19 protein-coding genes and 2 pseudogenes are annotated in these 26,441 nt (G+C 64.0%); 9 read left to right on the forward strand and 12 right to left on the reverse strand.

What is annotated here, in order from left to right; translation table 11 throughout:
- The 5 genes and pseudogenes from MTR62_RS08235 to MTR62_RS08255 all read left to right on the forward strand — a co-directional run.
- Positions 1 to 836 (forward strand): annotated as a pseudogene (locus MTR62_RS08235) (hypothetical protein); the annotation flags it as partial.
- Positions 837 to 941: 105 nt separating this feature from the next.
- Positions 942 to 2,978 carry a glycoside hydrolase family 35 protein gene (locus MTR62_RS08240; RefSeq protein WP_268739735.1) on the forward strand — a complete coding sequence of 679 codons (2,037 nt, stop codon included), beginning with the start codon at positions 942 to 944 and terminating at the stop codon, positions 2,976 to 2,978.
- Positions 2,979 to 3,334: 356 nt separating this feature from the next.
- Entirely contained in the window at positions 3,335 to 4,345 is a 1,011-nt protein-coding gene (locus tag MTR62_RS08245) for an isoaspartyl peptidase/L-asparaginase (RefSeq protein WP_244018851.1), read from the forward strand.
- A gap of 167 nt (positions 4,346 to 4,512) precedes the next feature.
- Positions 4,513 to 7,524, forward strand: coding sequence for a TonB-dependent receptor domain-containing protein (locus tag MTR62_RS08250; protein WP_244018853.1), 3,012 nt, complete (start codon positions 4,513 to 4,515; stop codon positions 7,522 to 7,524).
- Between the two features lie 205 nt (positions 7,525 to 7,729).
- Entirely contained in the window at positions 7,730 to 10,093 is a 2,364-nt protein-coding gene (locus MTR62_RS08255) for a TonB-dependent receptor (RefSeq protein ID WP_244018856.1), read from the forward strand.
- A 79-nt stretch (positions 10,094 to 10,172) separates the two neighbouring features.
- Here the strand turns inward: MTR62_RS08255 and MTR62_RS08260 are convergent, their stop codons facing one another.
- The 3 genes from MTR62_RS08260 to MTR62_RS08270 are packed head-to-tail and all read right to left on the reverse strand — an operon-like array spanning position 10,173 to position 15,998.
- On the reverse strand, positions 10,173 to 11,594 hold the full coding sequence (locus tag MTR62_RS08260; protein ID WP_244018858.1) for an efflux transporter outer membrane subunit: 1,422 nt from the start codon (positions 11,592 to 11,594) through the stop codon (positions 10,173 to 10,175).
- Positions 11,594 to 14,857, reverse strand: coding sequence for an efflux RND transporter permease subunit (locus MTR62_RS08265; protein WP_268739734.1), 3,264 nt, complete (start codon positions 14,855 to 14,857; stop codon positions 11,594 to 11,596). Before MTR62_RS08265 ends, MTR62_RS08260 begins: the two co-directional genes overlap by 1 nt.
- 4 nt (positions 14,858 to 14,861) lie before the next feature.
- The gene (locus tag MTR62_RS08270) at positions 14,862 to 15,998 is read right to left on the reverse strand and encodes an efflux RND transporter periplasmic adaptor subunit (protein WP_244018860.1); all 1,137 of its coding nucleotides are present in this window, start codon (positions 15,996 to 15,998) and stop codon (positions 14,862 to 14,864) included.
- A gap of 175 nt (positions 15,999 to 16,173) precedes the next feature.
- Here MTR62_RS08270 and MTR62_RS08275 point away from each other — a divergent pair, with 175 nt between their 5' ends.
- From MTR62_RS08275 to MTR62_RS08285, 3 genes are all read left to right on the forward strand, one after another.
- The gene (locus MTR62_RS08275) at positions 16,174 to 16,902 is read left to right on the forward strand and encodes a response regulator transcription factor (RefSeq protein WP_244018862.1); all 729 of its coding nucleotides are present in this window, start codon (positions 16,174 to 16,176) and stop codon (positions 16,900 to 16,902) included.
- A gap of 98 nt (positions 16,903 to 17,000) precedes the next feature.
- A complete protein-coding gene (locus MTR62_RS08280) occupies positions 17,001 to 18,287 on the forward strand; it encodes an ATP-binding protein (protein ID WP_244018864.1) in 1,287 nt (428 codons plus the stop codon).
- A gap of 12 nt (positions 18,288 to 18,299) precedes the next feature.
- On the forward strand, positions 18,300 to 18,539 hold the full coding sequence (locus MTR62_RS08285; RefSeq protein WP_244018866.1) for a YbaK/EbsC family protein: 240 nt from the start codon (positions 18,300 to 18,302) through the stop codon (positions 18,537 to 18,539).
- A gap of 80 nt (positions 18,540 to 18,619) precedes the next feature.
- Here the strand turns inward: MTR62_RS08285 and tnpB are convergent, their stop codons facing one another.
- The gene (gene tnpB / locus MTR62_RS08290) at positions 18,620 to 18,943 is read right to left on the reverse strand and encodes an IS66 family insertion sequence element accessory protein TnpB (protein WP_244018868.1); all 324 of its coding nucleotides are present in this window, start codon (positions 18,941 to 18,943) and stop codon (positions 18,620 to 18,622) included.
- Positions 18,944 to 19,094: 151 nt separating this feature from the next.
- Positions 19,095 to 19,397, reverse strand: a complete 303-nt coding sequence (locus tag MTR62_RS08295) for a transposase (RefSeq protein ID WP_244018870.1) — start codon at positions 19,395 to 19,397, stop codon at positions 19,095 to 19,097.
- A gap of 95 nt (positions 19,398 to 19,492) precedes the next feature.
- On the opposite strand from MTR62_RS08295, the pseudogene MTR62_RS08300 reads away from it, so the two are divergent.
- Positions 19,493 to 19,825, forward strand: a pseudogene (locus MTR62_RS08300) (VOC family protein); the annotation flags it as partial.
- 206 nt (positions 19,826 to 20,031) lie between these two features.
- On the opposite strand, the gene MTR62_RS08305 reads toward MTR62_RS08300, so the two are convergent.
- The 7 genes from MTR62_RS08305 to rplO form a co-directional block, all read right to left on the reverse strand.
- Positions 20,032 to 21,096 (reverse strand): DNA-directed RNA polymerase subunit alpha, encoded by a 1,065-nt coding sequence (locus tag MTR62_RS08305; RefSeq protein WP_244018873.1) that lies wholly within the window; start codon positions 21,094 to 21,096, stop codon positions 20,032 to 20,034.
- 111 nt (positions 21,097 to 21,207) lie between these two features.
- Positions 21,208 to 21,597: a 30S ribosomal protein S11 gene (gene rpsK / locus MTR62_RS08310; RefSeq protein WP_007011846.1), complete on the reverse strand. Its 390-nt coding sequence runs from the start codon at positions 21,595 to 21,597 to the stop codon at positions 21,208 to 21,210.
- Between the two features lie 60 nt (positions 21,598 to 21,657).
- A complete protein-coding gene (gene rpsM / locus MTR62_RS08315; protein ID WP_007011847.1) occupies positions 21,658 to 22,026 on the reverse strand; it encodes a 30S ribosomal protein S13 in 369 nt (122 codons plus the stop codon).
- A gap of 306 nt (positions 22,027 to 22,332) precedes the next feature.
- Positions 22,333 to 23,082 (reverse strand): SRPBCC family protein, encoded by a 750-nt coding sequence (locus MTR62_RS08320; RefSeq protein WP_244018875.1) that lies wholly within the window; start codon positions 23,080 to 23,082, stop codon positions 22,333 to 22,335.
- Between the two features lie 226 nt (positions 23,083 to 23,308).
- Positions 23,309 to 23,956 (reverse strand): adenylate kinase, encoded by a 648-nt coding sequence (locus tag MTR62_RS08325; RefSeq protein ID WP_244018877.1) that lies wholly within the window; start codon positions 23,954 to 23,956, stop codon positions 23,309 to 23,311.
- 39 nt (positions 23,957 to 23,995) lie between these two features.
- Positions 23,996 to 25,363 carry a preprotein translocase subunit SecY gene (gene secY / locus MTR62_RS08330; protein WP_244018879.1) on the reverse strand — a complete coding sequence of 456 codons (1,368 nt, stop codon included), beginning with the start codon at positions 25,361 to 25,363 and terminating at the stop codon, positions 23,996 to 23,998.
- 238 nt (positions 25,364 to 25,601) lie between these two features.
- On the reverse strand, positions 25,602 to 26,081 hold the full coding sequence (rplO, locus tag MTR62_RS08335; protein ID WP_244018881.1) for a 50S ribosomal protein L15: 480 nt from the start codon (positions 26,079 to 26,081) through the stop codon (positions 25,602 to 25,604).
- Positions 26,082 to 26,441 lie beyond the last annotated feature (360 nt).

Here is a 26,441-nt window from a genome sequence, read left to right on the forward strand (position 1 = left end):
GCGGCTCGGCGCGCACGGCCGAGGCGGTGCGCGCCGCCTTTGCCGAGCCCGAGGACGCACCGACCCGCGCGCTGTCCCGCCAGCTCACCGAGACCGGCGATCGCCTGTTCGCCCGCGCAGGCCTGCAATTGAGCGTTGCCCGCCACGGCGCCTCAAACTGGGAACGCGGCGCCAATCTCGACCGCGCGATGACCGAGCTTTCCGATCGTTCCGCGCTTACCCGTGCCATCGAGAAGGCGCTCACGCGGCCCGACGAGGCACAGCGCATCGCCGCGCTGGAACGGCTGGGCGACCGCGCCGACAGCGCACACCACGCGCTTTACGACGATCTGGGGCGCGAAGGGCTTCAGCCGCATCTCGTGAACCCGCCCGGCACCAACCGCGACGTTCAGGGGCGCAGCGGCGCGATCGACGGCGTGGCCGACCGCCTCCCGCGCGACGGCTGGCGCATGGCCGAGCTGACCTATGCCGAAAGCCTCTACGAGCGCCCGCTCGAGCTGGCCTATCGCGGACTGGCGCCGTTCACGAGCTATTGCCTGCGCTATACCTGGGCGGGCGAAGGCTATGCCCGATCCGTACAGGTGAGCGCCAACGGCACGGTGCTGCGCCCCTTTCACCCGCGTCTGACAAACCCCGCCTACGCGCAACTGGCCATCGCGCCGCAACTGATCCACGCGGGCCGCCTGCGCGTGCGCTTCACCGGCGAGCCTGGCCTTGGCGGCAGCGGACGCGGCGTGCAGATTGCCGAGAGCTGGCTGCTGGCCCTGCCGCCCGAACAGTGCAGCGGCGGCTGGCAGGACCCCGATGCCGCCGACGGCCGCACCGCCATGCCCTGAACGCGCCCGCAACAGCGCCGCCCGGACCGGCCCGATTGGATTTTTATTGGTATTATCAGTGACAGGAAGCCCGACGTGACCCCTGCAACCCCGGCGCGCAGCGCCATGACCGCCGCCCTCATCGCCCTTGCGGCCCTGCCGCTGGCCACCGCCCAGGCCAGCCCGACCCGCGCCTCCCCTGCAGTCGTCCCAGCACCGGATGCGCTGCGCAGCGATCCGCTGGGCGGCCCCGCCGCCGTCGCCGGGCGGCAGGTCATCTCGGGCTCGATGTTCTACCCGCGCATTCCCCGCGCGCTCTGGCGCGACCGGCTGAAGAAGGCGCGCGCGATGGGGCTCAACACGATCGAGACATACGCGTTCTGGAACGTCCACGAACCGCGTCCGGGCCATTTCGATTTCTCGGGCCAGAACGACATCGCCGAATTCGTGCGCGAAGCGGCCGAGGAAGGGCTGATGGTGGTCGTGCGCCCTGGCCCTTATGCCTGCGCCGAATGGGACTGGGGCGGCCTGCCCTCCTGGCTCAATCGGGACCCGAAAATGCAGGTTCGCACGCTCTACCCCGGCTTCATGAAAGCGACGCAGCGCTATCTGGACGCGCTGGCGAGGCAACTCGCCCCGCTACAGGCGACGCGCGGCGGGCCGATCATCGGCGTGCAGGTCGAAAACGAATACGGCTCGTATGGCGAAGACCACGCCTACATGCGCGCGATGAAGGACGCCTTCGTGCGCGCCGGTTTCGCCCCGCGCCTGCTGTTCACGGCCGATGGTCCCGATCTGCTCGCACGCGGCGCGCTCCCCGATCTTCCGGTCGCGCTCAACTTCGCGCCGGGCAGCGCCAAGGGCGCCGTCGAGGCGCTTGCCAAATTCCGCCCCGGCGCACCGGTCTACGTCGGCGAATACTGGGACGGCTGGTTCGACCACTGGGGTGAGCGCCACGAGACCCGCGATGGTACGGCCATGGCCGAAGAACTGCGCACGCTGCTCGCCAGCGGGGCCTCGGTGAACCTTTATATGTTCACCGGCGGGACCAGTTTCGGCTGGATGGCCGGTGCCAACAGCGCGGGCGCGAACGCGGACCATACCAATCGCAAGGAGGTAAACTACCAGCCCGATGTGACCAGTTACGACTACGATTCGCCGCTGTCGGAAGCGGGCCGCCCCACCCCCAAGTTCTTCGCGTTCCGCGATGCGATCCAGTCGGTCACCGGCGAAACTCTGCCTGCGTTACCGCCCGAAAGCCCGACCATCGCGCTGCCCCCCATGGCTCTGGGCGAGGGCGCNCGCGATGCGATCCAGTCGGTCACCGGCGAAACTCTGCCTGCGTTACCGCCCGAAAGCCCGACCATCGCGCTGCCCCCCATGGCTCTGGGCGAGGGCGCCAGCCTGTGGTCGGACCTGCCCAAACCCGTACGTTCGAGCGCACCGCTCACCATGGAGGATATCGGCCAGTCGTTTGGTTACATCCTCTACCGCACCACGATTGCCAAAGGCAGCGAACGGCCCGCCACGCTGACGCTGCCCGTGGTCCACGACTACGCGGCGGTCTATGTCGACGGTGTCCTCCAAGGCGTGATCGATCGCCGACTGCAACAGACCAGCCTGACGCTAGCCCCGCTGCGCGCGGGCGCCCGGCTCTCGATCCTGGTCGAGAACAGCGGCCGGGTGAACTATGGCCCCGCGCTTCCCGACGAACGCGCCGGGATCATCGGCACGCCGCTTCTTGATGGCGTCAAGCTGCTGAATTGGGAGAATTTCGCGCTTCCCATGAGCGTCCCGCCAGCCGCTCCGGTCCAGTCTGCGAGCCCTGCCGCCAAGCCGCCGTGCACCGGTCCCTGCTTCTCCCGCGCGCAGTTCACGCTGTCCAAGGTGGGCGACACTTTCCTCGACACCGGCGCGCTCGGCAAAGGCGTGGCCTGGGTCAACGGCCACAATGTCGGGCGCTTCTGGCAAGTCGGTCCGCAGCGCACGCTCTACCTGCCTGCCCCCTTTCTCAAGACCGGACGCAACGAGATCGTGGTGTTCGATCTCACCGGCGGCGAAGGCCGACACGTGGAGGGGCTGCGCGATTCGATTCTCGACGCTGAGCCCGCGCCGGACCCTGTGACATCAAGATTACACCTGCAGGGCAAAATCACGCCCTGAGCCCTCCCCGGCTCCGGTTCACAGCCGCGCGCTCCCCGCTCGGGACCGGTCGGCAAGGCGCACCGGAGCTTGTCCCGCAAAGGTATTTTCCGCCATGCAACACAGCGCAACGAAGGCGAGATATGGCGGAATTCCGGGGCTGAAGCGGATGATTGGCATTATCGGATCACGCACCTGAAGTGGCGCTTTCCGGCGATCAATCGAGCCGAGAAGAGACCCACTTATAACCTTTGAAGAAAATTTGCATGAATTGGTACTGTTTGGTTGCATTCCGGAAGAATCTGGGACACACCTAGACCACCGTACAAAAGCGGGCACACAATATCGTTGGCCACAGCCAGACAGGGGGCTGAAACATGACCACACGTCGCGAAATAATGGGATTGGCACTGAGCGGTACGCTCGCGGCCGCTGTTGCAGGGTCCGAGGCGGCCCAGGCCGCTCCGTCGGCTGAGGAGCCGGCCTTCATCGTTTCCACCTGGGATTTCGGCGCCGCGGCCAATGCGGCGGCCTTTGCCCGCTTCAGCGGCGGTGGCAGCCTGATCGATGCGGTCGAGGCCGGAGCCCAGGTGCCCGAAGCCGACGCCAAGAACCAGTCGGTCGGCCTTGGCGGCAATCCCGATCGTGACGGGCACGTCACGCTCGATGCCATCATCATGGACGGCGCGGGCAATTGTGGCGCCGTAGCCGCGATGGAAGGTTTCGTCCACGCCATCTCGGTCGCCCGCCGGGTCATGGAAAAGACCCCGCACACCTTCATCGTGGGCGAAGGCGCGGCACAGTTCGCGCGCGAACAGGGTTTCCACGAAACCAACCTGCTCACCCCCGAATCCGAAGCCGCCTGGCGCGAATGGCTCAAGACCTCGCAGTACAAGCCCGAGGCCAACATCGAGAACCGCATCCGCGGCGGTCGCCTCAACCATGACACCATCGGCATCCTGGCCTGCAACACCAAGGGCGAACTGGCAGGAGCCTGCACGACCTCGGGCATGGCCTACAAGCTGCACGGGCGCGTCGGCGATTCGCCGCAGGCCGGTTGCGGTCTCTTCGTCGAGGGCGGCGTAGGCGCGGCCGCGGCCACCGGCCTTGGCGAGGAAGTCACCCGTATTGCGGGCACCGCACGCGTCGTTGCCTCGATGCGCGCGGGGCTTGATCCCGAAGCGGCCTGCCGCGAGGCGGTCGCCCACATCGCGCGGCTGCGCGGCGAGGCGGTTGCCAACACCCAGGTCGGCTTCGTCGCGATCAACACGCGCGGCGAGGTCGGTGCCTATTCGCTGGTGCCCGGCTTCACCGTCGCGATCACCGATCGTGCGGGCAAGACCCGCGTGGTGCCTGCCAAGAGTCTGTCCGGCCCCGCCAAGGGCTAACGTTCCGGGAGCGCGCCGGGGGGCCCGCTTCCACATCCAATGCGAAGGGTGCAGCCGCAAGCTGTGCCGGGCCGATCGGCCGGGACCCGTTCCCGGCCGGAAGACGCATCCGCGTGCGGGCGGTTGGGAGACCCCGTGCGTTCGACACTACTTACCAGGGGAAAGTCATGAGACCAATTTTTCAAAAGTTACTGCACACCACTTGCCTTGCAGGTCTTGTCGTTCTGCCGGTCGCCGCACACGCCGAAGATGACAGCATCACCAGCAAGAGCGCCGCGCAGAGCTCGGATTCCGACGACGGCTCGTCGAGCACCGACGCGATCATCGTCACCGGCAGTCTCATTTCGCGCCCCAATGCGGCGGCTGCGGCTCCCGTCCTGTCGGTGACCAACGAAGCAATCAAGGCGCAGGCTGCGGTCAACATCGAGGAAGTCCTCAACCGCCTGCCCCAGGTCGCTCCCGACAGCCAGCAGGGCTACCAGGATTCCGACGGCCGTCAGCGCATCAAGCTGCGCAACCTGGGCTTCGAGCGCACGCTCGTCCTGGTCGATGGCAAGCGCCTTGGCACGATGAACGGTGAAGACGTCGGCATGATCCCGACCGCGCTCGTCAAGCGCGTTGACGTGCTGACCGGCGGCGCTTCGGCCGTCTATGGTTCGGATGCCATCGCCGGTGTTGTCAACTTCGTGATGGACAACAACTTCGAGGGCCTTCAGCTCAACGCCAACTACAACTTCTACCTGCACAACAACCGCAACGGTACCGCGGCCAAGACCGCCAAGTCGTATGGCTTCGACAGCGCCAGCGGTCTCTCGGCCGACGGTGGCCGTTCGGACATCTCGCTGATCGGCGGCACCAAGCTGCTCGACGGGCGCATGCACGTGCAGGGCTACATCGACTACCGCAAGGCCTCGCTGGTGCGCTATTCGGACCGTTCGACCTCGGCCTGCCAGCTGACGCAGACCGGTGACGGCGATCTGGGCTGCACCACCTCGACCTACAACGAGCAGGGCTACTTCTCGCCGACCACCGGCGACAACGCGGGCACCGTCTACGCCAACGACCCGTCCAACCCCGGCAGCTTCACGCCCTACTCGAGCGACTACGCCGCCAACCCCTACGACGGCTACTCGCTGCAGCGCGCGAACCAGCGCCTGAACGCGGGCGGCTTCATGACGTTCGAGATCTCGCCCGCGGCGACGGTCTATTTCAACGGCATGTGGTTCCGCGACAAGTCGAGCAACCCTTACCCGGCGCGCATCTACTCGTACACCGCCTACGGTTCGACGCCCTACACGATCAACTGCGACAACTCGTACCTGTCCTCGCAGCAGGCGACCGCGCTGTGCGGTTCGGCCGCAGGCACCAGCCAGAGCGTGTCGTCGGAAGTGCGCTACCGCTTCTCGGACGTCGCGGATCAGGACGATAAGTACCTGAACTCGGGCATCCGCCTGTCCTCGGGCGTGCGCGGCGACCTGGGCCACACCTGGACTTACGACGTCGGCGGCGTGTGGGCACGCAACCGCAACGAATACATGTGGGCCTACCCGAACTACGATCGCATCAACCAGGCGATCAACGGTTGCCCCGATGGTTCGGACAGCGGCTGTATCCCGATCGACATTTTCGGCAACACGACCACTTCGACCAACCAGGCCGCCTTCGACTGGCTGCTTGATGGTCAGTACGGTCACTACACGAACCTCTCCAACCTCTACGATCTGAGCGGCACCGTTCAGGCGGACCTGGGCTCGTACGGCATCCAGTCGCCCTGGGCGAGCACGGGCGTTGGCCTCGCCTTCAACGTCGAGTATCGCGAGGATCACCTCGACGTAACCAAGGACGCCAACTGGATCGAGTACAACGGCGGCGACGCCGAGGCACACTACAGCCAGGCCGCCTGGGAAGGCATGGTCGAGCTGCAGGTTCCGATCGTCGAGGACAAGCCCTGGGCGCGCACGCTGCAGTTCAACGGCGCGTACCGCCTGTCGAAGTACACCAGCAACCCCTCGCTGTTCAGCACCTTCAAGACCGAGGCGATCTGGTCGCCGATCAGCGACATCACGCTGCGCGCCTCGTTCAACCGCGCCCAGCGCGCACCGACGGTGGTCGAGCAGTATCAGGCCGAAGCCACCAGCTACGGCAACATCGATACCTCGTTCAACGATCCTTGCGCTCCGACGGTGACCACCACCTACGACGCGAGCGGCAACCCCGTCACCTCCTACGGTGAACCGGCGGCCTCGCTGGAAGCCTGCGAAGCGACCGGCCTCGATGCGAGCCTGTATGGCAGCACCACGCTGCTGTGCCCCGATGAAACCGGCTGCACCTACAAGAGCGGCGGCTACACCGTCGATCCCGAAACGGCCTATACCAAGACCCTCGGCATGGTCCTGACCCCCAGCTTCCTGCCGGGTCTGAGCCTGTCGGTCGACCGGTTCTTCATCGATCTCGACAACGCCATCGGCTACAACGACTACACCTACTTCACCAACGGCTGTATCGCGACCGGCAGCGACTTCTTCTGCTCGGCCTTCGTTCGCAACGCCGACGGCACGCTTTACAGCGATGCCTCGTCGAACCCCTCGACCGGCTACATCCGCCAGGGCACGACGAACTACTACAAGTCCAAATCGCACGGCTGGGACATCCAGGCGCAGTACCGGGTCGACCTGGGTGCCAAGGCGGGACGTCTCGACTTCGACTTCGCCGGCTCGCTGACCACCCTTGCCGGTGGCCAGGATTCGCCGATCCTCGCGAAGTACAACTGCGTGGGCTACTACGGCGGCTCGTGCGGCCAGCTGATCCCCAAGTGGATGCACCAGTTCCGCACCACCTGGACTGGTCCGGACGATCAGGTCACGGTCTCGCTCAACTGGCGCTTCATCGGCCCGCTCACCAACGTCACCAACTCGGGCAAGACCAGCCTGGGCTGGAGCGAAGGTAACGAGCGCAGCACCTACTACCACATCCCCTCGTACAACTACTTCGACCTTGCCGTGGGTTTCCGCGTCGCGAAGAGCTTCGGCCTGCGCTTCTCGGTCAACAACCTGTTCGACAAGGACCCGCCGGTCATCCCGAACTCGTACAGCTACGCGCTTTCGCGCAACAACACGCTGGGCGCCCGGTACGATTCGCTGGGCCGTCAGGTCGCGATTTCGACGACCGTCGACTTCTAAGTACCCCTCTCCCAAGTCCGGCCGGAGCGCCCCCCGCCCCGGCCGGACCGCAAGACCCTCCCTTTCCCCTGCACGGAAATGGGAGGGTCTTCGTCTTTGTGGGGAGTGCGTGTTCGCCGCCCCTAACTCATAAGTACAATTGCGCTTCTTGCGCACAGCTTCCTACCTCGGACAAAAGAAAGAACCGGACGAGGGAGAGACACCGATGCGCCGCCACGCCATCATTGCCGGAGCCGCCTGCGCGCTCGCCGCATTTCCGGCATGCGCCCAGACGTCAGACGCGAGCGCCCCCACCGCACCCGAAAGCCTCGCGCAGAACGCCTCACGCACGACGATCATCGTCATCGCACCCGGCGGCGGTTTCGATTTTGACGATGCGCTCGCACTCGACCGGGAGGGTCTCACCCGCACCGGCGCCCCTGATCTGCTGGCCGCCCTCACCCGCACCACGGCCGGGATCAGCCTGCAGGACGCCCAGGGCAACCCCTGGCAGCCCAACCTCGTCTACCGTGGCTTCGTCGCCTCCCCGCTCCAGGGTCAGGCGCAGGGCATCGCGGTCTATCTCGACGGGGCGCGCTTTAACCAGCCCTTCGGAGATACCGTCGGCTTCGACCTGATCCCCGACGCGGCGATCCGTTCGGTCGCCCTGGTCGACCCTAGCCCCGCCTTCGGGCTCAACGCGCTGGGCGGCACCATGGTGATCGAAACGGCGACTGGACGCAGCGATCCGGGCATGGACGCGAGCCTGGCTGCGGGAAGCTATGGCGAGCGCACGGTCGCAATCTCGGGCGGAGGGCAGTGGGGCGACCTCAGCTACTTCGGCGCGTTCCAATCGCGCCGCGAAAGCGGCTGGCGCGATCACAGCCCATCCGAACTCGTCAACGGCTACGTGGATCTGGGCTACGACGGCCCCCACGCCGGGCTCCACGTCAAGCTGATCGGCGCCGACACGGACCTTACCGGCAACGGCGTTTCGCCGGTCGAACTGCTTGCCGCACGGCGCCGCTCGGTGCTCAGCTGGCCCGATAATTCGCGCAGCCAGTACGGGCGGATCAGTCTGCACCCCTGGGCCGCGCTCGGCGCGCGTACCCGGATCGAGGCCACGCTCTACCGCCAGCGGCTCCAGGTCGAGACGCTCAACGGCGACGTGGCCGACATCGCCGCCTGCGCCGACGATGCACACCTGCTGTGCCTCGAAAGCGTGGGCGATGACGACCAGGAGGATGGAGGCGACGAAAGTGCCGAACGGCTGACCGATGCACAGGGCCAAGCCATCCCCACGCTCGCCGGCGAGGATGGCTACGGCGTGCTCAACCACGGACGGGTCCACACCCGATCCTCGGGCGTGCTGGCTCAAGTGCTCGACACCCGGCCGCTCGGTGAGGGGACCAACCGCCTCGCGATCGGCTTCAGCTACGACAGCTCGCGCAGCCACTTCGACAGTTCGACCGAGCTCGGCGCACTCACGCCCGATCGCAGCGTCGAAAGACTGGGCGTGTCGATCGTGCAGGAAGACGGCGCCATCGTCCCGGTTGGGCTGACCGCGCAGACCCGCTACTGGGGCCTGTTCGCGACCGAGGTCTTCCCCCTCACCGCCTGGCTGAACGCCGAGATCGGAGTGCGCTACAACCACGCCCGTATCCGCATGACCGACCGCATCGGCACCGCGCTCAACGGCGATCACCGTTTCGAGCGGCTCAATCCCGGCCTTGAGCTTGACTGGCGGGTGTCGCGGGCGCTGACGTTGCGCGTAGGCTACGCCCAGACCAACCGCGTGCCGACACCCGCCGAGCTGTCCTGCGCCGATGCCGATGCCCCGTGCAGTCTGACCAACTTCTTCGTCGCCGATCCGCCGCTGCGTCAGGTCGTCGCGCGCAACTGGGAGTTGGGCGGGTCGGGCCGGATCGCGGCGGGGCCATGGACCCTGCAATGGCTGGCAAGCGCCTGGCGGACCACCAACACCGACGACATTCAATACGTCGCCTCCGAGATCCGCGGGCGGGCGTATTTTCGCAACATCGGCCAGACCCGCCGGCAGGGTGTCGAACTGACGCTGCGGGCAAGCCATGGCGGGCTGGATCTGAGCGCGGGCTACGCCTTTACCGACGCGACCTACCGCCACGCGCTGACGCTTTCGAGCCCGGCCAACCCCGCAGCCGACGACGAGGGCGTGATCGCGGTCGAACCGGGCGATCGCCTGCCCGGCATCCCCCGCCACAGCCTCACGCTGAGCGCGGATTACAGCTGGCCTCTGGCCGGACGGACGCTGTCACTGGGCGGCGACCTGATCGCCCGTTCGGGCCAGAGGCTGGTGGGAGACGAGGCCAATCTCACCGCCCCCCTCCCCGGCTACGCGCTCGTCAATCTGCGTGCCAGCGTGGAGTTCACCCCGCACTTCACGCTCTTCGCCACGGTGCGCAACGCATTCGATGCCAAATACGCAACCTTCGGCACCTTCTCCGAGGTCGACGAAGTCGCGCTTGCCGAAGCCCCCGGCGCCGACAACCCGCGTGCCTATGGTCCCGGTTCCCCGCGCCGCTGGACGCTGGGTCTGCGCACGCGGTTCTGAACCGAACCCGCATTGCATACAAAGCGGGCCCGCACTCGTCCGGAGTGCGGGCCCCGCATGGTTCGTGCCGGAACGGCGCTCACTTCACGCTGGTATCGTCCTCACCCAGCGAAGCGTCCGCACCGATCGCGCTGTAGAGCGTCACCCGATTGGTAAGATCGGCCAGTACGGTCGCGATGCGCGTCTGCTGGTCGGCATAGAGTTCACGCTGCGCGGTCAGTGCATCAAGGTAGGTCCCGATCCCGGCGCGGTACTGCTGGTCGGACAGCCGATACGAACGTTGCGCCGCATCGACGAGGCGGTCCTGTGCGCGGCGCTGATCGGCAATCGTGCCGCGTCGCGCCAGCCCATCGGCCACGTCCTTGAACGCGGACTGCACCGTCGAGCGGTAGTTGGCGAGATAGTAGTCGCGCTGCGCCTTGGCGTATTCAAGATTGCCCTTGGTCTCCCCGCCCAGGATCGGCAGGCTGGCGCTGCCCGATCCGGTCGCGGTGAACGCTCCACCGGTGAACAGGCTCGACAGCGCGGTGCTCGCAAAGCCGAGCGTTCCGGTCAGCGAGATGGTCGGGAAGAACGCCGCGCGCGCCGCGCCGATCTGGGCATATGTGCTCTTCAATTCGTGCTCGGCTTCGACCACGTCGGGGCGCTGGAGCAGCACGGTCGAGGACAGTCCGGCCGGAACCGTGGTGATATGCGGTTCGAGTTCGAGCAACGAGGCGGGCAGCAGCGCATCCTCGATCGGGCCACCGGTGAGCAGTTCGAGCGCGTTGCGATCCTGGGCGACAAGCGTGGTCTGTGAGGCCACGTCCGATCGCGCCTGCTCGACGACCGTCTCGGCCGAGGCCACGGTCGCGCCGTCGGTCAGCCCGTTCTTGTAGAGCGTCTGCTGCAACGTAAGCGTGTGGGTGGCGCTCGCCTCGGTTTTTTTCGCCAGCGCGAGCAGGTCGCGGTCCGATGCCAGAGTGACATAAGCGGTGGCAACGTTCGCCACCAGCGTCAGACGCGCCGAGCGATAGCCCGACTGGGTCGAGAGGTAGGTCTCGAGGTACTGTCTGGACTGGTTCTTCACCCGGCCGAACAGGTCGAGTTCAAAGCTCGAGGCGCCGACGTCCGCGCTGTAGCTCTGCGATTGCGCAAACTGCGAGAGCCCGGCCTCGGTCACACTCGCATCCGCACCGCCCGCAATCGTAGGCAGCTGATAGGACCGCTCCACATGGTACTGCGCCCGCGCCGAGGCAACGTTGGCGAGCGTGGCGGCGAGATCCTGGTTGTTGGCAAGCGCCATCGCGATGACCTTCTGCAGACGCTCGTCCGCAAAGACCGTGCGCCAGGGCAGACCAGCGTCACCCTCGGAGGCCGCGGGATAGGCCGCACCCTGGGGCCACTGTGGGGGGGCGGGATTGGCCGGGGCCACGTACTTGGGCGCCATGTCGCACCCTGCCAGGGCCGGTGCGAAGGCACCGGCGAGGCAAAGGGCTGTCAGGAGTTTGGTTCGAGGCATCAGTCGTTGTCCTTGGAAGACGGTGTGCTGGCCACGTCCGCGCCCGGCCCGGCGGCCGGCTGCGGGACATCGTCATCGCCGCGGTGGAACAGCTTGGCCACCACGACGAAGAACATCGGCACATAGAAAATCGCGAGGAACGTCGCCGAAATCATGCCACCCAGCACCGCGGTGCCAATGGCGATACGGCTGTTGGCGCCGGCCCCCGTCGCGACCGCCAGCGGGAACACGCCGGCGATGAAGGCGATCGAGGTCATCAGGATCGGACGCAGACGGACCTTGGCGGCCTCCATCGCGGCATGGACCATGTCCTTGCCTTCCCGGTGCGCCATTTCGGCGAACTCGACGATCAGGATGGCGTTCTTCGCGGCAAGACCCACGGTGGTGAGCAGGCCGACCTGGAAGTAGATGTTGTTTTCCAGACCCCGCACGCTGACCGCCAGCACCGCGCCCAGGATACCGAGCGGGATCACCAGCATGACCGCGAGCGGCACTGACCAGCTTTCATAAAGCGCGGCAAGACTGAGGAACACCACGATGATCGAGAGGATATAGAGCGGCCCCTGCTGCCCGTTCGACTGGTTTTCCTGGTACGACATGCCGCTCCACGCGTAGGTCGTGCCCGGTGCCAGCTTCTCCTGCAGCGCGATCATCTTCTTCATCACGTCGCCCGAACTGTAACCCGAGGCCGGCTGGCCCTGGATTTCGTACGAGGGGTATCCGTTGAAGCGCGAGATGCTGTTCGCCCCCTTGACCCAGTTCATCGTCGTAAACGAGGAGAACGGAACCATCTTGGAGGTACCATCATCATTTGTTGCGCTGCTCGAACGCACGAACCAGCGATCGAGGTCCGAGGGCAGCATACGGCTGGGCGCATCGCCCTGCAGGTAAACCTTCTTGACGCGGCCATTGTCGACGAAGTCGTTGACATAAGTACCGCCCCAGGCCGTGCTCAGCACGTCGGTGGCATCGCTTTCGGTCAGCCCCAGGACAGCCAGCTTGGCATCGTCGAAGGTGATCTGGAGCTGCGGCGTGTCGGGCAACGTCGCCGCGCGCACCTGCGACATCGACGGGTCCCGGCTGGCCGCCGCGATGATCTTGTCGCGCAGCGCCTTGAACGCCGTATCGCTCATCCCCGAATTGTTGAGCAGCTCGAACGTGAAGCCGTTCGACTGGCCCAGCCCCTGCACCGCCGGCGGAACCATTGCAAAGACCTGCGCGTCGCGCTCCTTCGACATCGCGATCGTCGTGCGCATGGCGAGCGCGGTCGCCGATTGCTCGGTCTTGGTCCGCTCGTCGAAGGGCTTCATGGCAACGAAGCCCATCCCCGCGTTCTGCCCAGAACCGTTGAAGCTGAAGCCAGCGACGGTGAAAAGTCCCGAGATAGTCTCCTTTTCCTTGTTCGTCATGTAGTCGATGATCGAACTGCGCACCTTCTCTGTACGCTCGTTGGTGGCACCCGCCGGAAGCTGGTACATGACCATCAGCTCGCCCTGGTCCTCCACCGGCAGGAAGCCCGTGGGCAAACGGACAAAGAGCACGCCCACCGCGACGCAGATCACCGCGAACACGCCCATATGCAGGCCCCGGCGCGCGATCACGTTGTTGGTGCGGCGCAGATACGCTTCCGACAGGCGTACGAACGTGCGGTCGAAGGCGATGAAGAAGCGTGTCATGTAGTAGCGGACCCGTCCCGCGAAGCCGCGGTATTCGGGCTCGTCACCGGACGGGACCGGACGGTTGGCATCGATCTTGTCGGAAGCCCGCAGGATCGTGGCGCAGAGCGCTGGCGAAAGCACCAGCGCGGTCAGCACCGACAGCACCATCGCCGAGACAATGGTCACCGAGAACTGACGGTAGATCACGCCCGTCGACCCGCCGAAGAAGGCCATCGGCAAAAGCACCGCCGAGAGCACCACCGCGATACCGATCAGCGCCGAACCGATTTCGCCCATCGATTTGATGGTCGCATCGCGCGGGGACAGGTTCTCCTCTTCCATCAGGCGCTCGACGTTCTCGACGACGACGATCGCGTCGTCGACGAGCAGGCCGATCGCCAGCACCATGCCGAACAAGGTCAAGGTGTTGATCGAGTATCCGAACACCGCGAGCATGCCGAACGTACCCAGGAGCACCACCGGCACCGCGAGCGCGGGCACGATCGTCGCACGCCAGCTTTGCAGGAAGACGTACATCACCAGGATCACAAGGATGATCGCGATGAACAGCGTTTCGGCCACTTCGTGGACCGAGAGGCGCACGAAGATGCTCGAATCCTTCGGGTACGTAACTTTGTAACCCGTAGGCAGGGTCGAGGCGAGCTCGGCGACGCGCGCCTTGACCGCTTCCGAGGTCGCCAGCGCGTCCGCGCCCGAGGCCAGCTCGATTCCCATGCCCGAGGCCGGATGGCCATTGTACTTGGCGATCGAGGTATAGTCCGACTGTCCCATCTCGACATCGGCGACATCGGAGAGGTGGACCACCGAACCGTCGGTGTTGGTCTTGACCACGATATTGCGGAACTGGTCGACCGTCTGCAGACGCGACTTGGCCTTGACCACCGCATTGAGCTGCTGGCCCTTGACCGCCGGGAGAGCGCCGATCTGGCCCGCCGACAGGTCGACGTTCTGCGCGCTGATCGCATCCTCGACATCCGAGGGCATCAGTTGGACCGCGTCGAGTTTGGCCGGATCGAGCCAGATACGCATGGCGTGCTCGGCACCGAACACGCGGATATCGCCCACGCCGCTGACGCGCGCGATCTGGTCCTGCATGTTGCTGACTAGGTAGTCCGACACGTCCGACGAACTCGCCTTGTCGGTCGAATCGTAAACGCCCACGATCATGAGCATGTCCGAGTTCGACTTGGTGACGGTAAGCCCCTGCTGCTGCACCGATGTCGGCAGGCGCGAATTGGCCTGCTGGACCTTGTTCTGCACCTGGACCTGTGCAACGTCGGGATCGGTGCCCTTCGCGAAGGTCACGGTCACCGTCGACTTGCCCGAGCTGTCCGAGGTCGAGGAGAAGTAAAGCATGTTGTCGATGCCGGTGAGCTGCTGCTCGATGACCTGCGTCACGCTCGATTCGAGCGTGGCCGCCGATGCGCCGGTATAGGTTGCGGAGATCGAAACACTTGGAGGCGCAACGTCGGGGTACTGCGCGATCGGCAGGCTCATGATGGCGGCACCGCCAGCCATCATGACCACGATCGCCAGCACATAGGCAAAGATCGGCCTATCTACGAAAAATCGGCTGATATTCATGGGATCAGTTGTCCAGCTTGGTTTCGACCGGCTTGACGCTGGCGCCTGCCTGCACCTTATCGGTGCCCTCGACGATGACCTTCTCGCCAGCCTTGAGGCCGGAAGTGACCAGCCACTTGTTGCCGATGGCCTGCGCGGCAGTGACCGAGCGCTGCACGACCTTGTTTTCGCTGCTCACGACCATCACCGTGGCCTTGCCGCCCGAATCACGGCTGACCGCCTGCTGCGGCACCAACAGCCCGTTGGGCACGGTCCCCTGCGGCGTCTTCACGCGCACGAACATACCGGGCAGCAGGATGTTGTCCGGATTGGGAAAGCGCGCACGGATGGTCACCGTGCCAGCGTCGGGATCGACACTCACTTCGCTGAACTCGACCCGGCCCTCGACCGGGTATTCGGTGCCGTCTTCCAGCTCGAGCGAGACGTTCGCGCTGGTGGCTAGCAGGTCGCCCTTGGCCAGCGCCTTGCGCAGGCGCAGCAAGTCGGACGAGGACTGGGTAATGTCTACGTAGACCGGATCGAGCTGCTGGATTGTCGCCATCGCCGTGTCCTGGCTGGCGGAAACGAGCGCACCCTTGGTGTAGAGCGAACGGCCGATCCGCCCGCTGATCGGCGCGTAGACCTTGGTGAACCCCAGGTTGACGCTGGCCGTGCGGACCGAGGCCTCGTACTGGTGGACCGCGGCCTGCGCGGCGCGCGCGGTGGCCTTGATGTCGTCCTTGTCCTGCGCGCTGACCGCATCCGAATCGCCCAGCGCTGCATAGCGCCGTGCCTTGGCCTGCGCGCTGGCCAGATCGGCCCTGGCGCTTTCGAGTTGCGCACGCGCGGTGTCGAGGTCCGCGCTGTAGAGCCGCGGGTCGATCTGGTAGAGCGCCTGGCCTTCGTGGACGTAGGAGCCCTCTTCGAACAACCGCGCCTTGATGATGCCGGCAACCTGTGGCCGGACTTCGGCAACGGTGGTGGCCGCAACACGACCAGTCAGCTGCGAGGAAAGCGTGACCGGTTCGGTCTTGAGCGTGACGACGCCGACCTCGACCGTACGCGCCTGATGCTGCTGTCCCTGCTGACCGCAGGCGCTCAGTGAAACCGTGGCGAGACACAGGACCGAGGCGGCCGCAAGATGATTAAAGGTGGAACGCACCTCAGAGAACTCCTGTACGCTTGGGAGGGTGTGGGGGGATTTGGGGTGCTCAATGCGCTCTTGGAGGCTTACGGGCAAGAGACGTCGGGTATCGTCAAGTTGCCCCCGGTTGCAGAATGTTTCATCGTGTAACAATGGGCAGACTTGCTGACAGAGCTTACTTATGCCGACTTTCATGAGCAACAGTTCCGACCCCTCCTGGCGGCAGGTCATCGTCGTTGAGGACGACGCGGACATCCGCGAGTTGATTACCGCCCAGCTGAACCGCGAGCGGCTCGAAATCACGGCAGTCGGCAGCGTCGCGGACTTGCGCACCGCGCTTGAGGAGATCGACGCCGACCTGCTCATTCTCGACCTCAACCTGCCTGATGGCGATGGCGTCGAAGTCTGCAAAGCCTTGCGAGCGGAAAACTACCAGGGGGCGATCATGATAGTCACCGCGCGCAATTCTGCACTCGACCGCGTGCTTGGCCTCGAGCTTGGTGCTGACGATTACCTCGCCAAGCCGTTCGAACCGCGCGAACTACTTGCCCGCGTGCGCAATCTGCTGCGCCGTTCGCGGGTAATCGACGGCGGCATTCCGCGCACCGCCCGTTTCGTACGCTTTGGCCCTTGGCGGCTCGACCTCAACCACCGCCGCCTGGTTGCTTCCAATGAACGCCTGGTGATGCTCTCCTCGGCCGAATACCGCCTGCTTTCCCAGTTCATCGATGCCACCAACCAGGTCCTCTCACGCGAAGAACTCGCGCCAGAACGCAGCGCTACGGTCGCCTACGACCGTACCATCGACATCCGCGTCAGCCGCCTGCGCCAGAAGCTCGCGAGCGAACCGGGCGGCGAGGACCTGATCCTGACGGTGCGCAACGAAGGCTACATCCTGCCCGGCCCCGTGGCCTTCGAATGAGCCCGCGCTGGCCCCGACCTCTTGCTTACGCCCTCGCGAAACTTTCGGCAGTCGCTGGGACTCTGGCTGGGCAGCTCGCTGTGTTGCTAGCGCTGGGCATGGCCGTATCCGCGCTCATCGCGCTGCTCGCGATGGATACTGTGCGCCAGCACGAATTCCACGAAATCCAGAAGGAACAGGCAGCGAAGAGCGTGGCCGACATCGCCGGGCGCATCCGCAACGACCCGCAGATGCTCGAACGCCAGTTCCGTCAGGGCATGATCCTGGGCGCCCATCTGACATCGCCAGGCTGGACCATGCACGATCCCGATCCCGCGCTCGCAGGTTACGTCAAAGCCCGGCTCGGGGCGGATACGCCCGTCCTCATTCGTCGCATGCCTGCCAGCGAATGCTTCTTCGACGTGTTCAAGCGCGATACCGCCGCAGGTATCTCACACTCGATGTTTCCCGATTGCTGGTACGTCCAGCTTACCGATACCAAGGGCGCAGTCCACCTCTTCGCGGTCGACCTTCTGCCCGAACGCCCGATGGGCGTGCTGTTCGGCCCGCCCTACATCGAATTGATCATACTCGCTGGCGCGCTGCTAGGCATCATCGCGGCCCGCATCGCAACCGCACCCTTGCGCCGCATGGAAAGCGCCGCGCGCACGTTCTCGCTGATCGCCGACGTCGAGCCGATCCCCGTCACGGGACCAAGCGAGGTCAAGGCGACCCTCGCCACGTTCAACATCATGCAGCAGCGCGTGCGCGAGGCGCTGCGCGAACGCACGCAAATCCTTGCGTCGATCACCCATGACCTCCAGACCCCGCTCACCCGCCTTCGCCTGCGCCTTGAACAGGTGGAGCCGGAGGAACTTCGCGAACGGCTGATCGACGACCTCTCGGCAACCTTGCGCATGGTCCGCGAAGGGCTGGACCTCGCTAGCAGCAGCGAAACGCGCGAGCCCTGGTCGGTGGTCGACATCGATTCGATCCTCTCCAGCCTCGCAGAAGACTCGATCGACCTTGGCCGGGACGTACGCTTCACCAAGGGCGCGGGTGTTCAGGCTCGGGTCAAACCCGGCGCGCTGGCCCGGTGCCTGGGCAACCTCACCGACAACGCGATCAAGTACGCAGGCGCCGCTGAACTTGCCTCCTACCGCGATGGCAAGGAACTCGTCGTCGCCGTGATGGACCGAGGCCCGGCGATGAGCGACGAGGAAATCGCCATTGCCTTCCAACCCTTCAGCCGCCTCTCCCGGCAAGCCGGAGGGACCGGTATTGGCCTTAGCATCGCGCGCGCGCAGGCCGAAACCTTCGGCGCGCGTATAACGCTGCAAAGGCGCAACGGGGGCGGCCTTATCGCGCAAGTACGCCTGCCGCTGGTCCTGCTCCAGTTTGACTAGTCCGGGCCAGGCATGACCTCCCCAACCCGATCGTCGCGCGAAACACGCCTGCTCGCCGACATCGACGCCACACGCGTTGCCTACACCCTGTTCGAACATCCTGCGGTTGCCACCGTCGCGGACAGCGCACGGATTAAGACCGACATCCCCGGTGATGCGACCAAGAATTTGTTCCTCAAGGATAAGGGTGGGCGATATTGGCTTGTCACGATGCCAGCTGCAGCGCGGTTAGCGTCCGCGCTCGTGGTGTAATTTCCGGTGTAGATTGAGGTTGTCTCATGGGGTGGGGCATGCCCCACCCCATGCGATTTCGAACTCGGTGGCCACCGAGCTCATCGGTAAGGTGGAGTTACCACACCTACCTTAAGCCTCCAGTCCATCGCTTCGATCAGTAGAGCAAACTGCGCCGGGGTGAGTACAACGCCGCCCTCGATGAGCGGCGGCCAAACGAAACGACCGCGCTCCAAGCGCGTGGCAAAAAGACAAAGGCCGCTGCCATTCCAGTGCAGCGCCTTGAGGTAATTACCGTTCTTGCTGCGGAACAGGAAAACATGCCCGCCGAATGGCTCGACTGCGAACAGCGGCCGAACGAGTGCGGCCAGCCCATCGAAAGCGAGCCGCATGCTGACCGCCTTGCTCGCCAGATAGACCTTCATTCCGGGCGCCGGCGAAATCACGATACACCCCGAAGCGCACGAAGAACGCGGGCCAGCGCCTTCTCATTGACGTAGCTGTCCGTGGATAGGCGCACCCCGCTGGGCAGATCGATGTCTATCGCGCCAGGCCTCGCGCCGGGATGCGGACGCACTAGGTCTTCCGGCATCGGCGTACAAGACACTGAGGAGCTCGCCCCGGCGCCGCGGGCGCGGGTTCGGTCGTGACGATCGAACCGTAGGGAATGAACTCCAGCGGCTCGCTGGCGATCACGGTTGCCTGCCGGCGGGCCGAACGCCAGTTGTAGATCAGGCTCTCGGCAATCTCGTGGCGCCTGGCGACATCGCGAACCGAAACGCCCTCCTGATCCGCCTCAGCCAGGATCGCGGCCTTCTCCGCATCCGAATACTTGCTGCGCCGCTCCGTGCGCGCGATGATCTCCACCCGATCTGTCACTTGGCCTCCTTATGGAGTCCAGAAAGAGACTCCTTACCGGAGGTCCATCACCGCCACGCTCGCAGGCAGCAACGCGACCGAGGCCGGACGCTTACAGTTACGTCGAATTACCCGTGCGCGACGTCGCCGGGCAAAGGCAGTTCTACACCGAGGCTTTCGGCTGGGCCTTCAGCGACTTCGGGAACGACTACGCCGCAACGATGAGCGGCGATGTCGACTTAGGGCTGAACGGAGATTGCACGCAGTGGACCGCGCAACTTCTTCCGGTGATCGAGGTCGATGATCTGGAGCAGACTCTGGGCCGTATCCGCGCAGCCGGAGGCGCTGTAACGATGCCGATCTTCGCCTTTCCAGGCGGACGTCGTTTCCACTTCCGCGATCCCCACGGGCACGAATTGGCCGCCATGGTGAGGGAAGCCATCGCCTAGACTCGCCACCCCAAGCAAGGTTCGAGTTGGAAATGGCTCGACTTAATAGGGAAATTCAGACGCATTTTCCTGGCCGCGGGGCGTTTCCGCTTGGCTGGCAAATCGTCGATATCCGCCACGGACGTTCTCCTGCTGCGCCCGTAACGAAAAGGCCCCGCAGGTGACTGCGGGGCCTTTCTTAAATTCTGTCGAAAGGGACCACCCTATCAGCCTAGCAGTTCCTGCTCGAGCTTCTTGGCCATTTCCTCGATGTTCTCGGGCGGCCAGCCTGGGATGTCCATACCGAGACGCAGACCCATCGACGAAAGCACTTCCTTGATCTCGTTGAGCGACTTGCGGCCGAAGTTCGGCGTGCGCAGCATCTCGGCTTCGGTCTTCTGAACCAGATCGCCGATGTAGATGATGTTGTCGTTCTTGAGGCAGTTGGCTGAACGGACCGACAGCTCGAGCTCGTCCACCTTCTTGAGAAGGTAACGGTTGAGCTGGTTGGTGTCGCTCTCTTCCTGGCTCTGCGCCCCCGCAGCCATGCCCACCATCGGCGACTGGCCGACCGGAGCAATGTCTTCGAAGTGGACAAACAACGCCAGCTGGTCCTGCAGAATACGCGCCGAGTAGGCGACGGCATCCTCGGGAGCCACGGTGCCGTCGGTCTCGACGGTCAGGCTCAGCTTGTCGTAGTCGAGTTCCTGGCCGACGCGGGCGTTCTCAACCTTGTAGCTCACCTGGCGAACCGGAGAGTAGAGCGAATCGACCGGAATCAGACCAATCGGAGCATCAACCGGACGGTTGCCAACGGCGGGCACATAACCCTTGCCGGTGTCTGCGGTCAGTTCCATGTTCAGCACCGCACCCTCGTCGAGCGTGCAAATCACGAGGTCCTTGTTCATGACCTCGATGTCACCCGAAACCGCGATGTCGCCAGCCTTGACCTGCGCCGGACCGGTTGCCGACAGCTGCAGGCGCTTGGGACCTTCACCCTGCATCTTGAGCGCGATCTGCTTGACGTTCAGAACGATGTCGGTGACGTCTTCACGCACGCCGGCAAGCGAGGAGAACTCGTGCAGCACGTTCTCGATCTTGATCGAGGTGATCGCCGCGCCCTGAAGCGAAGACAGAAGAACGCGCCGCAGCGCGTTTCCGAGCGTAAGACCAAAACCGCGCTCGAGAGGTTCGGCGACAAAGGTCGCCTTCAGCTTGGGGTCGGGTCCCGGCTTGATCTCAAGGCTGTTCGGCTTCTTGAGTTCCTGCCAGTTCTTGATGTTGACAGTCATGGACTTCCCCTGGGATTACGATGGCGGTTAGCGCCCAAAGGCCCGTTGGAAAGGCCCATGGACGCTCCTGAAAACGGGCGACGACCGGTTCGTCGCCCGCAAAAGGTTCGATCAGACGCGACGACGCTTCGACGGACGAACGCCGTTGTGCGGGATCGGGGTCACGTCGCGAATCGACGTGATCGTGAAGCCGACAGCCTGAAGAGCGCGGAGAGCGCTCTCGCGGCCCGAACCCGGGCCCTTGACTTCGACTTCGAGGGTACGCACGCCGTGCTCGGCGGCCTTCTTGCCGGCGTCATCCGCGGCAACCTGGGCAGCGTAGGGAGTCGACTTGCGGCTGCCCTTGAAGCCCATCATACCAGCCGACGACCAGCTGATGGCATTGCCTTGTGCGTCGGTGATGGTCACCATGGTGTTATTGAAGCTGGCGTTGACGTGAGCAATGCCGCTCGTGATGTTCTTGCGCTCGCGCCGCTTAATGCGCTGGGGTTCGCGTGCCATGTCCGTATATCCTGTCGATAAATCGCTGCGTGAAACCGAAAACCGTGAAGGGTCTCTGGCTTACTTCTTCTTGCCGGCGATCGGCTTGGCCTTACCCTTACGGGTGCGCGCATTGGTATGCGTGCGCTGGCCACGAACCGGAAGGCCCTTGCGGTGACGCAGGCCACGGTAGCAAGCGAGGTCCATCAGGCGCTTGATGTTCATCGCGGTTTCGCGACGAAGGTCACCTTCGACCAGGTGATCGGCATCGATCGTTTCACGGATCTGGAGCACTTCGGCGTCCGAAAGGTCCTGAACGCGACGGGTGTGATCGATACCCAGCTTGTCGGCGATTTCGACGGCCTTGGTGCGACCAATGCCGTGAATGTAGGTCAGCGCAATGATAACGCGCTTGTTGGTGGGGATATTTACCCCGGCAATACGAGCCACTTAAATCTCCTGCTCCACAGAGATGCGGGAAACCCGCTCCTCCATCTCAACGCTGAAACAAACCCGATCCACAAACGCGAAACGGCCGGTAGGCGACTTTATCAAAGCCAGGCCATCCGGACGCAGCGATTCTGTCGAGTGAAGGGGGCGCTTAAGACGATTCGCAATCGCTGTCAATGCAAGCGAAGACAAATGCTGCCTCAACGCAATCCCTGGCGCGAGGCATGATCCCGATAGCCTGACTATACTGCGCAAAGAGCGATACGTCAAAGCGCCTCTCCCCTAGTGAGCCTTGCGCATCACGCATCATCGGCCAACCGCCTCGCCTTTGGGTGGTTCGGCCGCAAGCGGCTCGATCCCGATCGTCGGCTCGGGACCGGCGGGCGCGGTGCCCAAATCAGGCGTAGTTGCGGCATCCGGCACCGCGCCCGCACCATCCGCCGGAGGCGTCATGACGTCAGGCGATGGGAATGCGATGGCAAAGGCACCGCCCAGCGCCTTTACCAGCCCCTCCATCTGCCCACCGAGCATCTGATCGACCGCCGGTGCCATCGCCTGCGTTGATCGGCGCATGTAACCACCCACGACATATTCGAGCAAGACCATCGTGCCCTTACCGCCTGCCGCAGGCTTGAGCTGTATAGTCATGGTGCCGGTTACCGCATCCGACTGAAGTGGACCGAGCGCACCGCTCAGGCGCAACACGCGTGCGCGCTCGATATAAACGACGCGCATGTGCTCAACGCTACCGCGAGGCGCCGCACGCGGCGAATCAGGATTCGGAAGAATTTCGCAAAAGCAGCCGCCCGCCTTCGGATCGATCGAGAGGTTTGCCGCATCGCCCGACCAAGTATGGGCCGAATCCCACCACCCCGAAGGTTTGAGCAGGGTGTCCCAAGTCGTTTCGACATCGGCCGGCACCGTAACCAAATGCCGAACCACGAATCCGCCGTCCGTTACCGTAGCCACCTTGGCGTTTGCCACCTGCGGCACGGCCGCCACGACGGCAACGGCTAAAAGCAAGCCACCAAGGCTCTTGATTGGTCTGCGCTTCACTACCCTTCCCCTGTTACGGCCCGTCCGCTTCGGGCCCAGGATTCATTCGACAGCAGCGATGTGATATGAATTAATCGGATAGGGGCCCAGCCCTGCTGCAACCCGATAGGCGTTCCACAATGAACCGCACCAGTCACGTTCGTTCGCACCCCACACCCGCCCCAAGCTTCCCGACTAAAGGACCAAAAAAAGAGCCGGGCAACTGCTCCGGCTCCTTTCATTCCTTTTAGGCCTTCAGGATCGTCTCGATCGCTGCGGTCACCTCGTCCATCGGAGACATGCCGTCAACCTTGGAGACGATACCTCTGGCCTCATAAATCGGCAGGATCGGCGCCGTCTTCGCCCGGTACTCGGCAAGGCGTGTGCGCACGGTTTCAGCGTTGTCATCCGGACGACGCTTGAACTCGGTACCACCGCACTTGTCGCATGTGCCCGGCACCTTGGGCTGCTCGAACGTGTCGTGATAGCCTTTACCACACGAAGCACAGGTAAAGCGCCCCGTGATACGCTCGACCAGCGCCTCCTCGTCGACGCTCAGCTCAATCACATGATCAAGCTTGCGCCCCCGCGCATTCAAGATGCCGTCAAGCGTTTCAGCCTGTGCCGCAGTACGCGGATAGCCGTCGAAAATCGCTCCGGTCTGCTCACCCATCGCATCGAGTTCGTCACCAATCAGCGCCGAAACGAGGGCATCCGAAACCAACTCGCCCCGCTCCATGACGGCTTTCGCCTCGAGCCCAGTGGGCGTTCCTGCCTTGACCGCCGCCCGCAGCATGTCCCCGGTGGAAAGCTGGCGCATGCCATGACGCTCCACCAGACGCTGCGCCTGGGTACCCTTGCCCGCTCCCGGCGGACCCAGAAGGATGATATTCACGCTAACCCCCTCGGTTCTTTGATTATGGCGTCCGTCGCCTTAGCGGAGACGGCCTTTCAGCTTCGCCTTCTTTATGAGATCGCCATACTGGTGTGCCAGCAGGTGCGACTGGATCTGCGTGATGGTGTCGACGGTGACGTTGACCACGATCAGCAGGCTCGTCCCCCCCATGAACAGGAGCGGAAGACCCGTCTGCGCCAGAAAGAACTCCGGTACGCAACACACGATCGTGAGATACGCAGCACCCACCACGGTCACGCGCGTGAGCACGTAGTCCAGATAGTTCGCGGTGTTCTTGCCGGGACGGATGCCCGGAATGAAACCACCGTTCTTTTTGAGGTTCTCCGCAGTTTCTTCGGGATTGAAGACCACGGCGGTGTAAAAGAAGCTGAAGAAGATGATACCCGCTGCATAGAGCAGCATGTAAAGCGGCTTGCCGTGACCAAGGTACTGGTTGAGCGAGACGACCACCTTACCCATCGTCGATTCAGGATTGAGCGACTTGCCCGCAAACTGAGTGATCGTCAGCGGCAAAAGCAGCAGCGAGCTGGCAAAGATCGGCGGAATCACACCCGCGGTATTGATCTTGAGCGGCAGGTGGCTGCGATCGGCCTGCATCATTCCACGCTGCGTGGCGCGCTTGGGATACTGGATCAGCAAACGACGCTGGGCGCGTTCACAGTAACAGATACCCAGGATCATCGCGATAATCAGGACGATCAGGCCGATAATCAGGAACGAGCCGGTGTCACCGGCCGAATAGGCCTGCCCGAGGTTCGACGCGAACTTCGGCATCTGAGCGACAATGCCCGCCATGATGATCAGCGACACGCCATTGCCGATCCCACGCGAGGTAATCTGCTCACCCAGCCAAAGCAGGAACATGGTCCCACCAACGAGGCTGATCACCGCACCAACGCGAAACAGGACGCCCGGATCAACGACCGCCGGAAGACCGCTCGATGCACCATACGCCTCAAGGCTTACCGCCAGGAAATAACCCTGAATCGCGCACAGGCCAACCGTACCATACCGCGTGTACTGGTTGAGCTTCTTGCGCCCCGCCTCGCCTTCCTTCTTGAGCGCCATGAGCGCAGGATGAAGCGAAGCGGCCAGCTGCACCACGATCGAAGCCGTGATGTAAGGCATGACCCCCAGAGCGATCAGGCTCATGCGCGAAAGCGAACCGCCGGAAAAGGTATTGAACAGGTCGAGAATGCCGCCCTGCGTCTGACTGTAGAGCTGGCTCAGAATGCGGGCATCAACGCCCGGCAGCGGCACAAAGCTCAGGAAACGGAAGACGATCAGCGCACCGATGGTGAACCAGATGCGCTTCTTCAGTTCGGTTGCCTTTGAGAAATTGGCTAGGCTCAGCGAACTGGCGATGTTGTCGGCGCGGGAAGCCATGAGTGTAAAAAGCCTCGAATAACGTGTCCGGATTCGGCCTTAGCTGCTGAGAGCACCCTTGTCGAACCCGCGGTCCAGTCCGTCCATATAGACATTCGTAGGAGTGCGAAAACCCTTGCGAGCCTCCAATTGGAGCGAATCACACAGGATTAGCGCGCATGGACGGGGTGACACAACGCACAAGAGGGCGAAGCGCCTAGACGCCCGCCCTCTCTTCATGCGTTCATGCCGCGAGTCCTCAGGCCTCGGCAGCTTCCTTGACCGGAAGGATGACCTTGCCGCCAGCCTTTTCAACAGCAGCGACAGCCCCCTTCGAGGCGCCAGCCACGTTGAACTCGACCTTGGCGGTCAGCTCGCCCTTACCAAGAAGGCGCACACCGTCCTTGCCGCCACGTGCCAGGCCAGCACCCTTGAGCACTTCGTGATCGACGACGCCCGAAACATCGAGCTTGCCGGCGTCGATCGCCTTCTGCACCATGCCAAGGTTCACTTCCGCATAGTCCTTGGTGAACTTGGCGTTGGTGAAGCCGCGCTTCGGCAGGCGCATGTGCAGCGGCATCTGACCGCCCTCGAAGCCCTTGATGGCTACGCCCGAACGGCTCTTCTGGCCCTTCTGACCACGAGCCGAGGTCTTACCCTTGCCCGAGCCGATACCACGGCCGACACGGATGCGGCGGTGGCGGGCACCGGCGTTGTCACGAAGATCATTAAGATTCATAGTTGCACTCGCTTTCGCTTTTCATCGCGCTGATGGGAAGCGGGCCGCATAGTCGAAGTATGCCGCCCTGTCACGTATATTGTCACGTGGTTTATCGAACCAACATCCAACAATCGGAAACCAGCCTTCCTCTGCCAACCCATGCAACGTCCCTGCCCGTCAAATTAACCGCATCTAAACCATAAGCAGCGAAGAATGCCCGAAGGCGTCCGATCCTCGCGCCGAATACCGGAGCCGGACGATTTCCGCCAACACCTCAACGTCTCCCTTCCCCGAAGCGAGCACCCACGAAGCTGCAGGGCACACCCTCTGCCACGACCACCCCGCAAGTGCGAGTCGCTTTCCCTGGTGGTACGCGGT

Origin of the sequence: Novosphingobium organovorum (assembly GCF_022832435.1) — a bacterium.
Taxonomy (GTDB): Bacteria; Pseudomonadota; Alphaproteobacteria; order Sphingomonadales; family Sphingomonadaceae; genus Novosphingobium; species Novosphingobium organovorum.

Excerpts from the sequence above, each read along its gene's own strand:
- MTR62_RS08275 (WP_244018862.1), top strand. The coding sequence starts at position 16,174 with ATGAGCAACAGTTCCGACCCCTCCTGGCGGCAGGTCATCGTCGTTGAG.
- secY (WP_244018879.1), bottom strand. The coding sequence starts at position 25,363 with ATGGCTTCCCGCGCCGACAACATCGCCAGTTCGCTGAGCCTAGCCAAT.
- MTR62_RS08280 (WP_244018864.1), top strand. The coding sequence starts at position 17,001 with ATGGCCGTATCCGCGCTCATCGCGCTGCTCGCGATGGATACTGTGCGC.
- MTR62_RS08250 (WP_244018853.1), top strand. The coding sequence starts at position 4,513 with ATGAGACCAATTTTTCAAAAGTTACTGCACACCACTTGCCTTGCAGGT.
- MTR62_RS08285 (WP_244018866.1), top strand. The coding sequence starts at position 18,300 with ATGACCTCCCCAACCCGATCGTCGCGCGAAACACGCCTGCTCGCCGAC.
- MTR62_RS08305 (WP_244018873.1), bottom strand. The coding sequence starts at position 21,096 with ATGACTGTCAACATCAAGAACTGGCAGGAACTCAAGAAGCCGAACAGC.
- MTR62_RS08260 (WP_244018858.1), bottom strand. The coding sequence starts at position 11,594 with ATGCCTCGAACCAAACTCCTGACAGCCCTTTGCCTCGCCGGTGCCTTC.
- MTR62_RS08255 (WP_244018856.1), top strand. The coding sequence starts at position 7,730 with ATGCGCCGCCACGCCATCATTGCCGGAGCCGCCTGCGCGCTCGCCGCA.
- rpsK (WP_007011846.1), bottom strand. The coding sequence starts at position 21,597 with ATGGCACGCGAACCCCAGCGCATTAAGCGGCGCGAGCGCAAGAACATC.
- rplO (WP_244018881.1), bottom strand. The coding sequence starts at position 26,081 with ATGAATCTTAATGATCTTCGTGACAACGCCGGTGCCCGCCACCGCCGC.
- MTR62_RS08265 (WP_268739734.1), bottom strand. The coding sequence starts at position 14,857 with ATGAATATCAGCCGATTTTTCGTAGATAGGCCGATCTTTGCCTATGTG.
- tnpB (WP_244018868.1), bottom strand. The coding sequence starts at position 18,943 with ATGAAGGTCTATCTGGCGAGCAAGGCGGTCAGCATGCGGCTCGCTTTC.
- MTR62_RS08245 (WP_244018851.1), top strand. The coding sequence starts at position 3,335 with ATGACCACACGTCGCGAAATAATGGGATTGGCACTGAGCGGTACGCTC.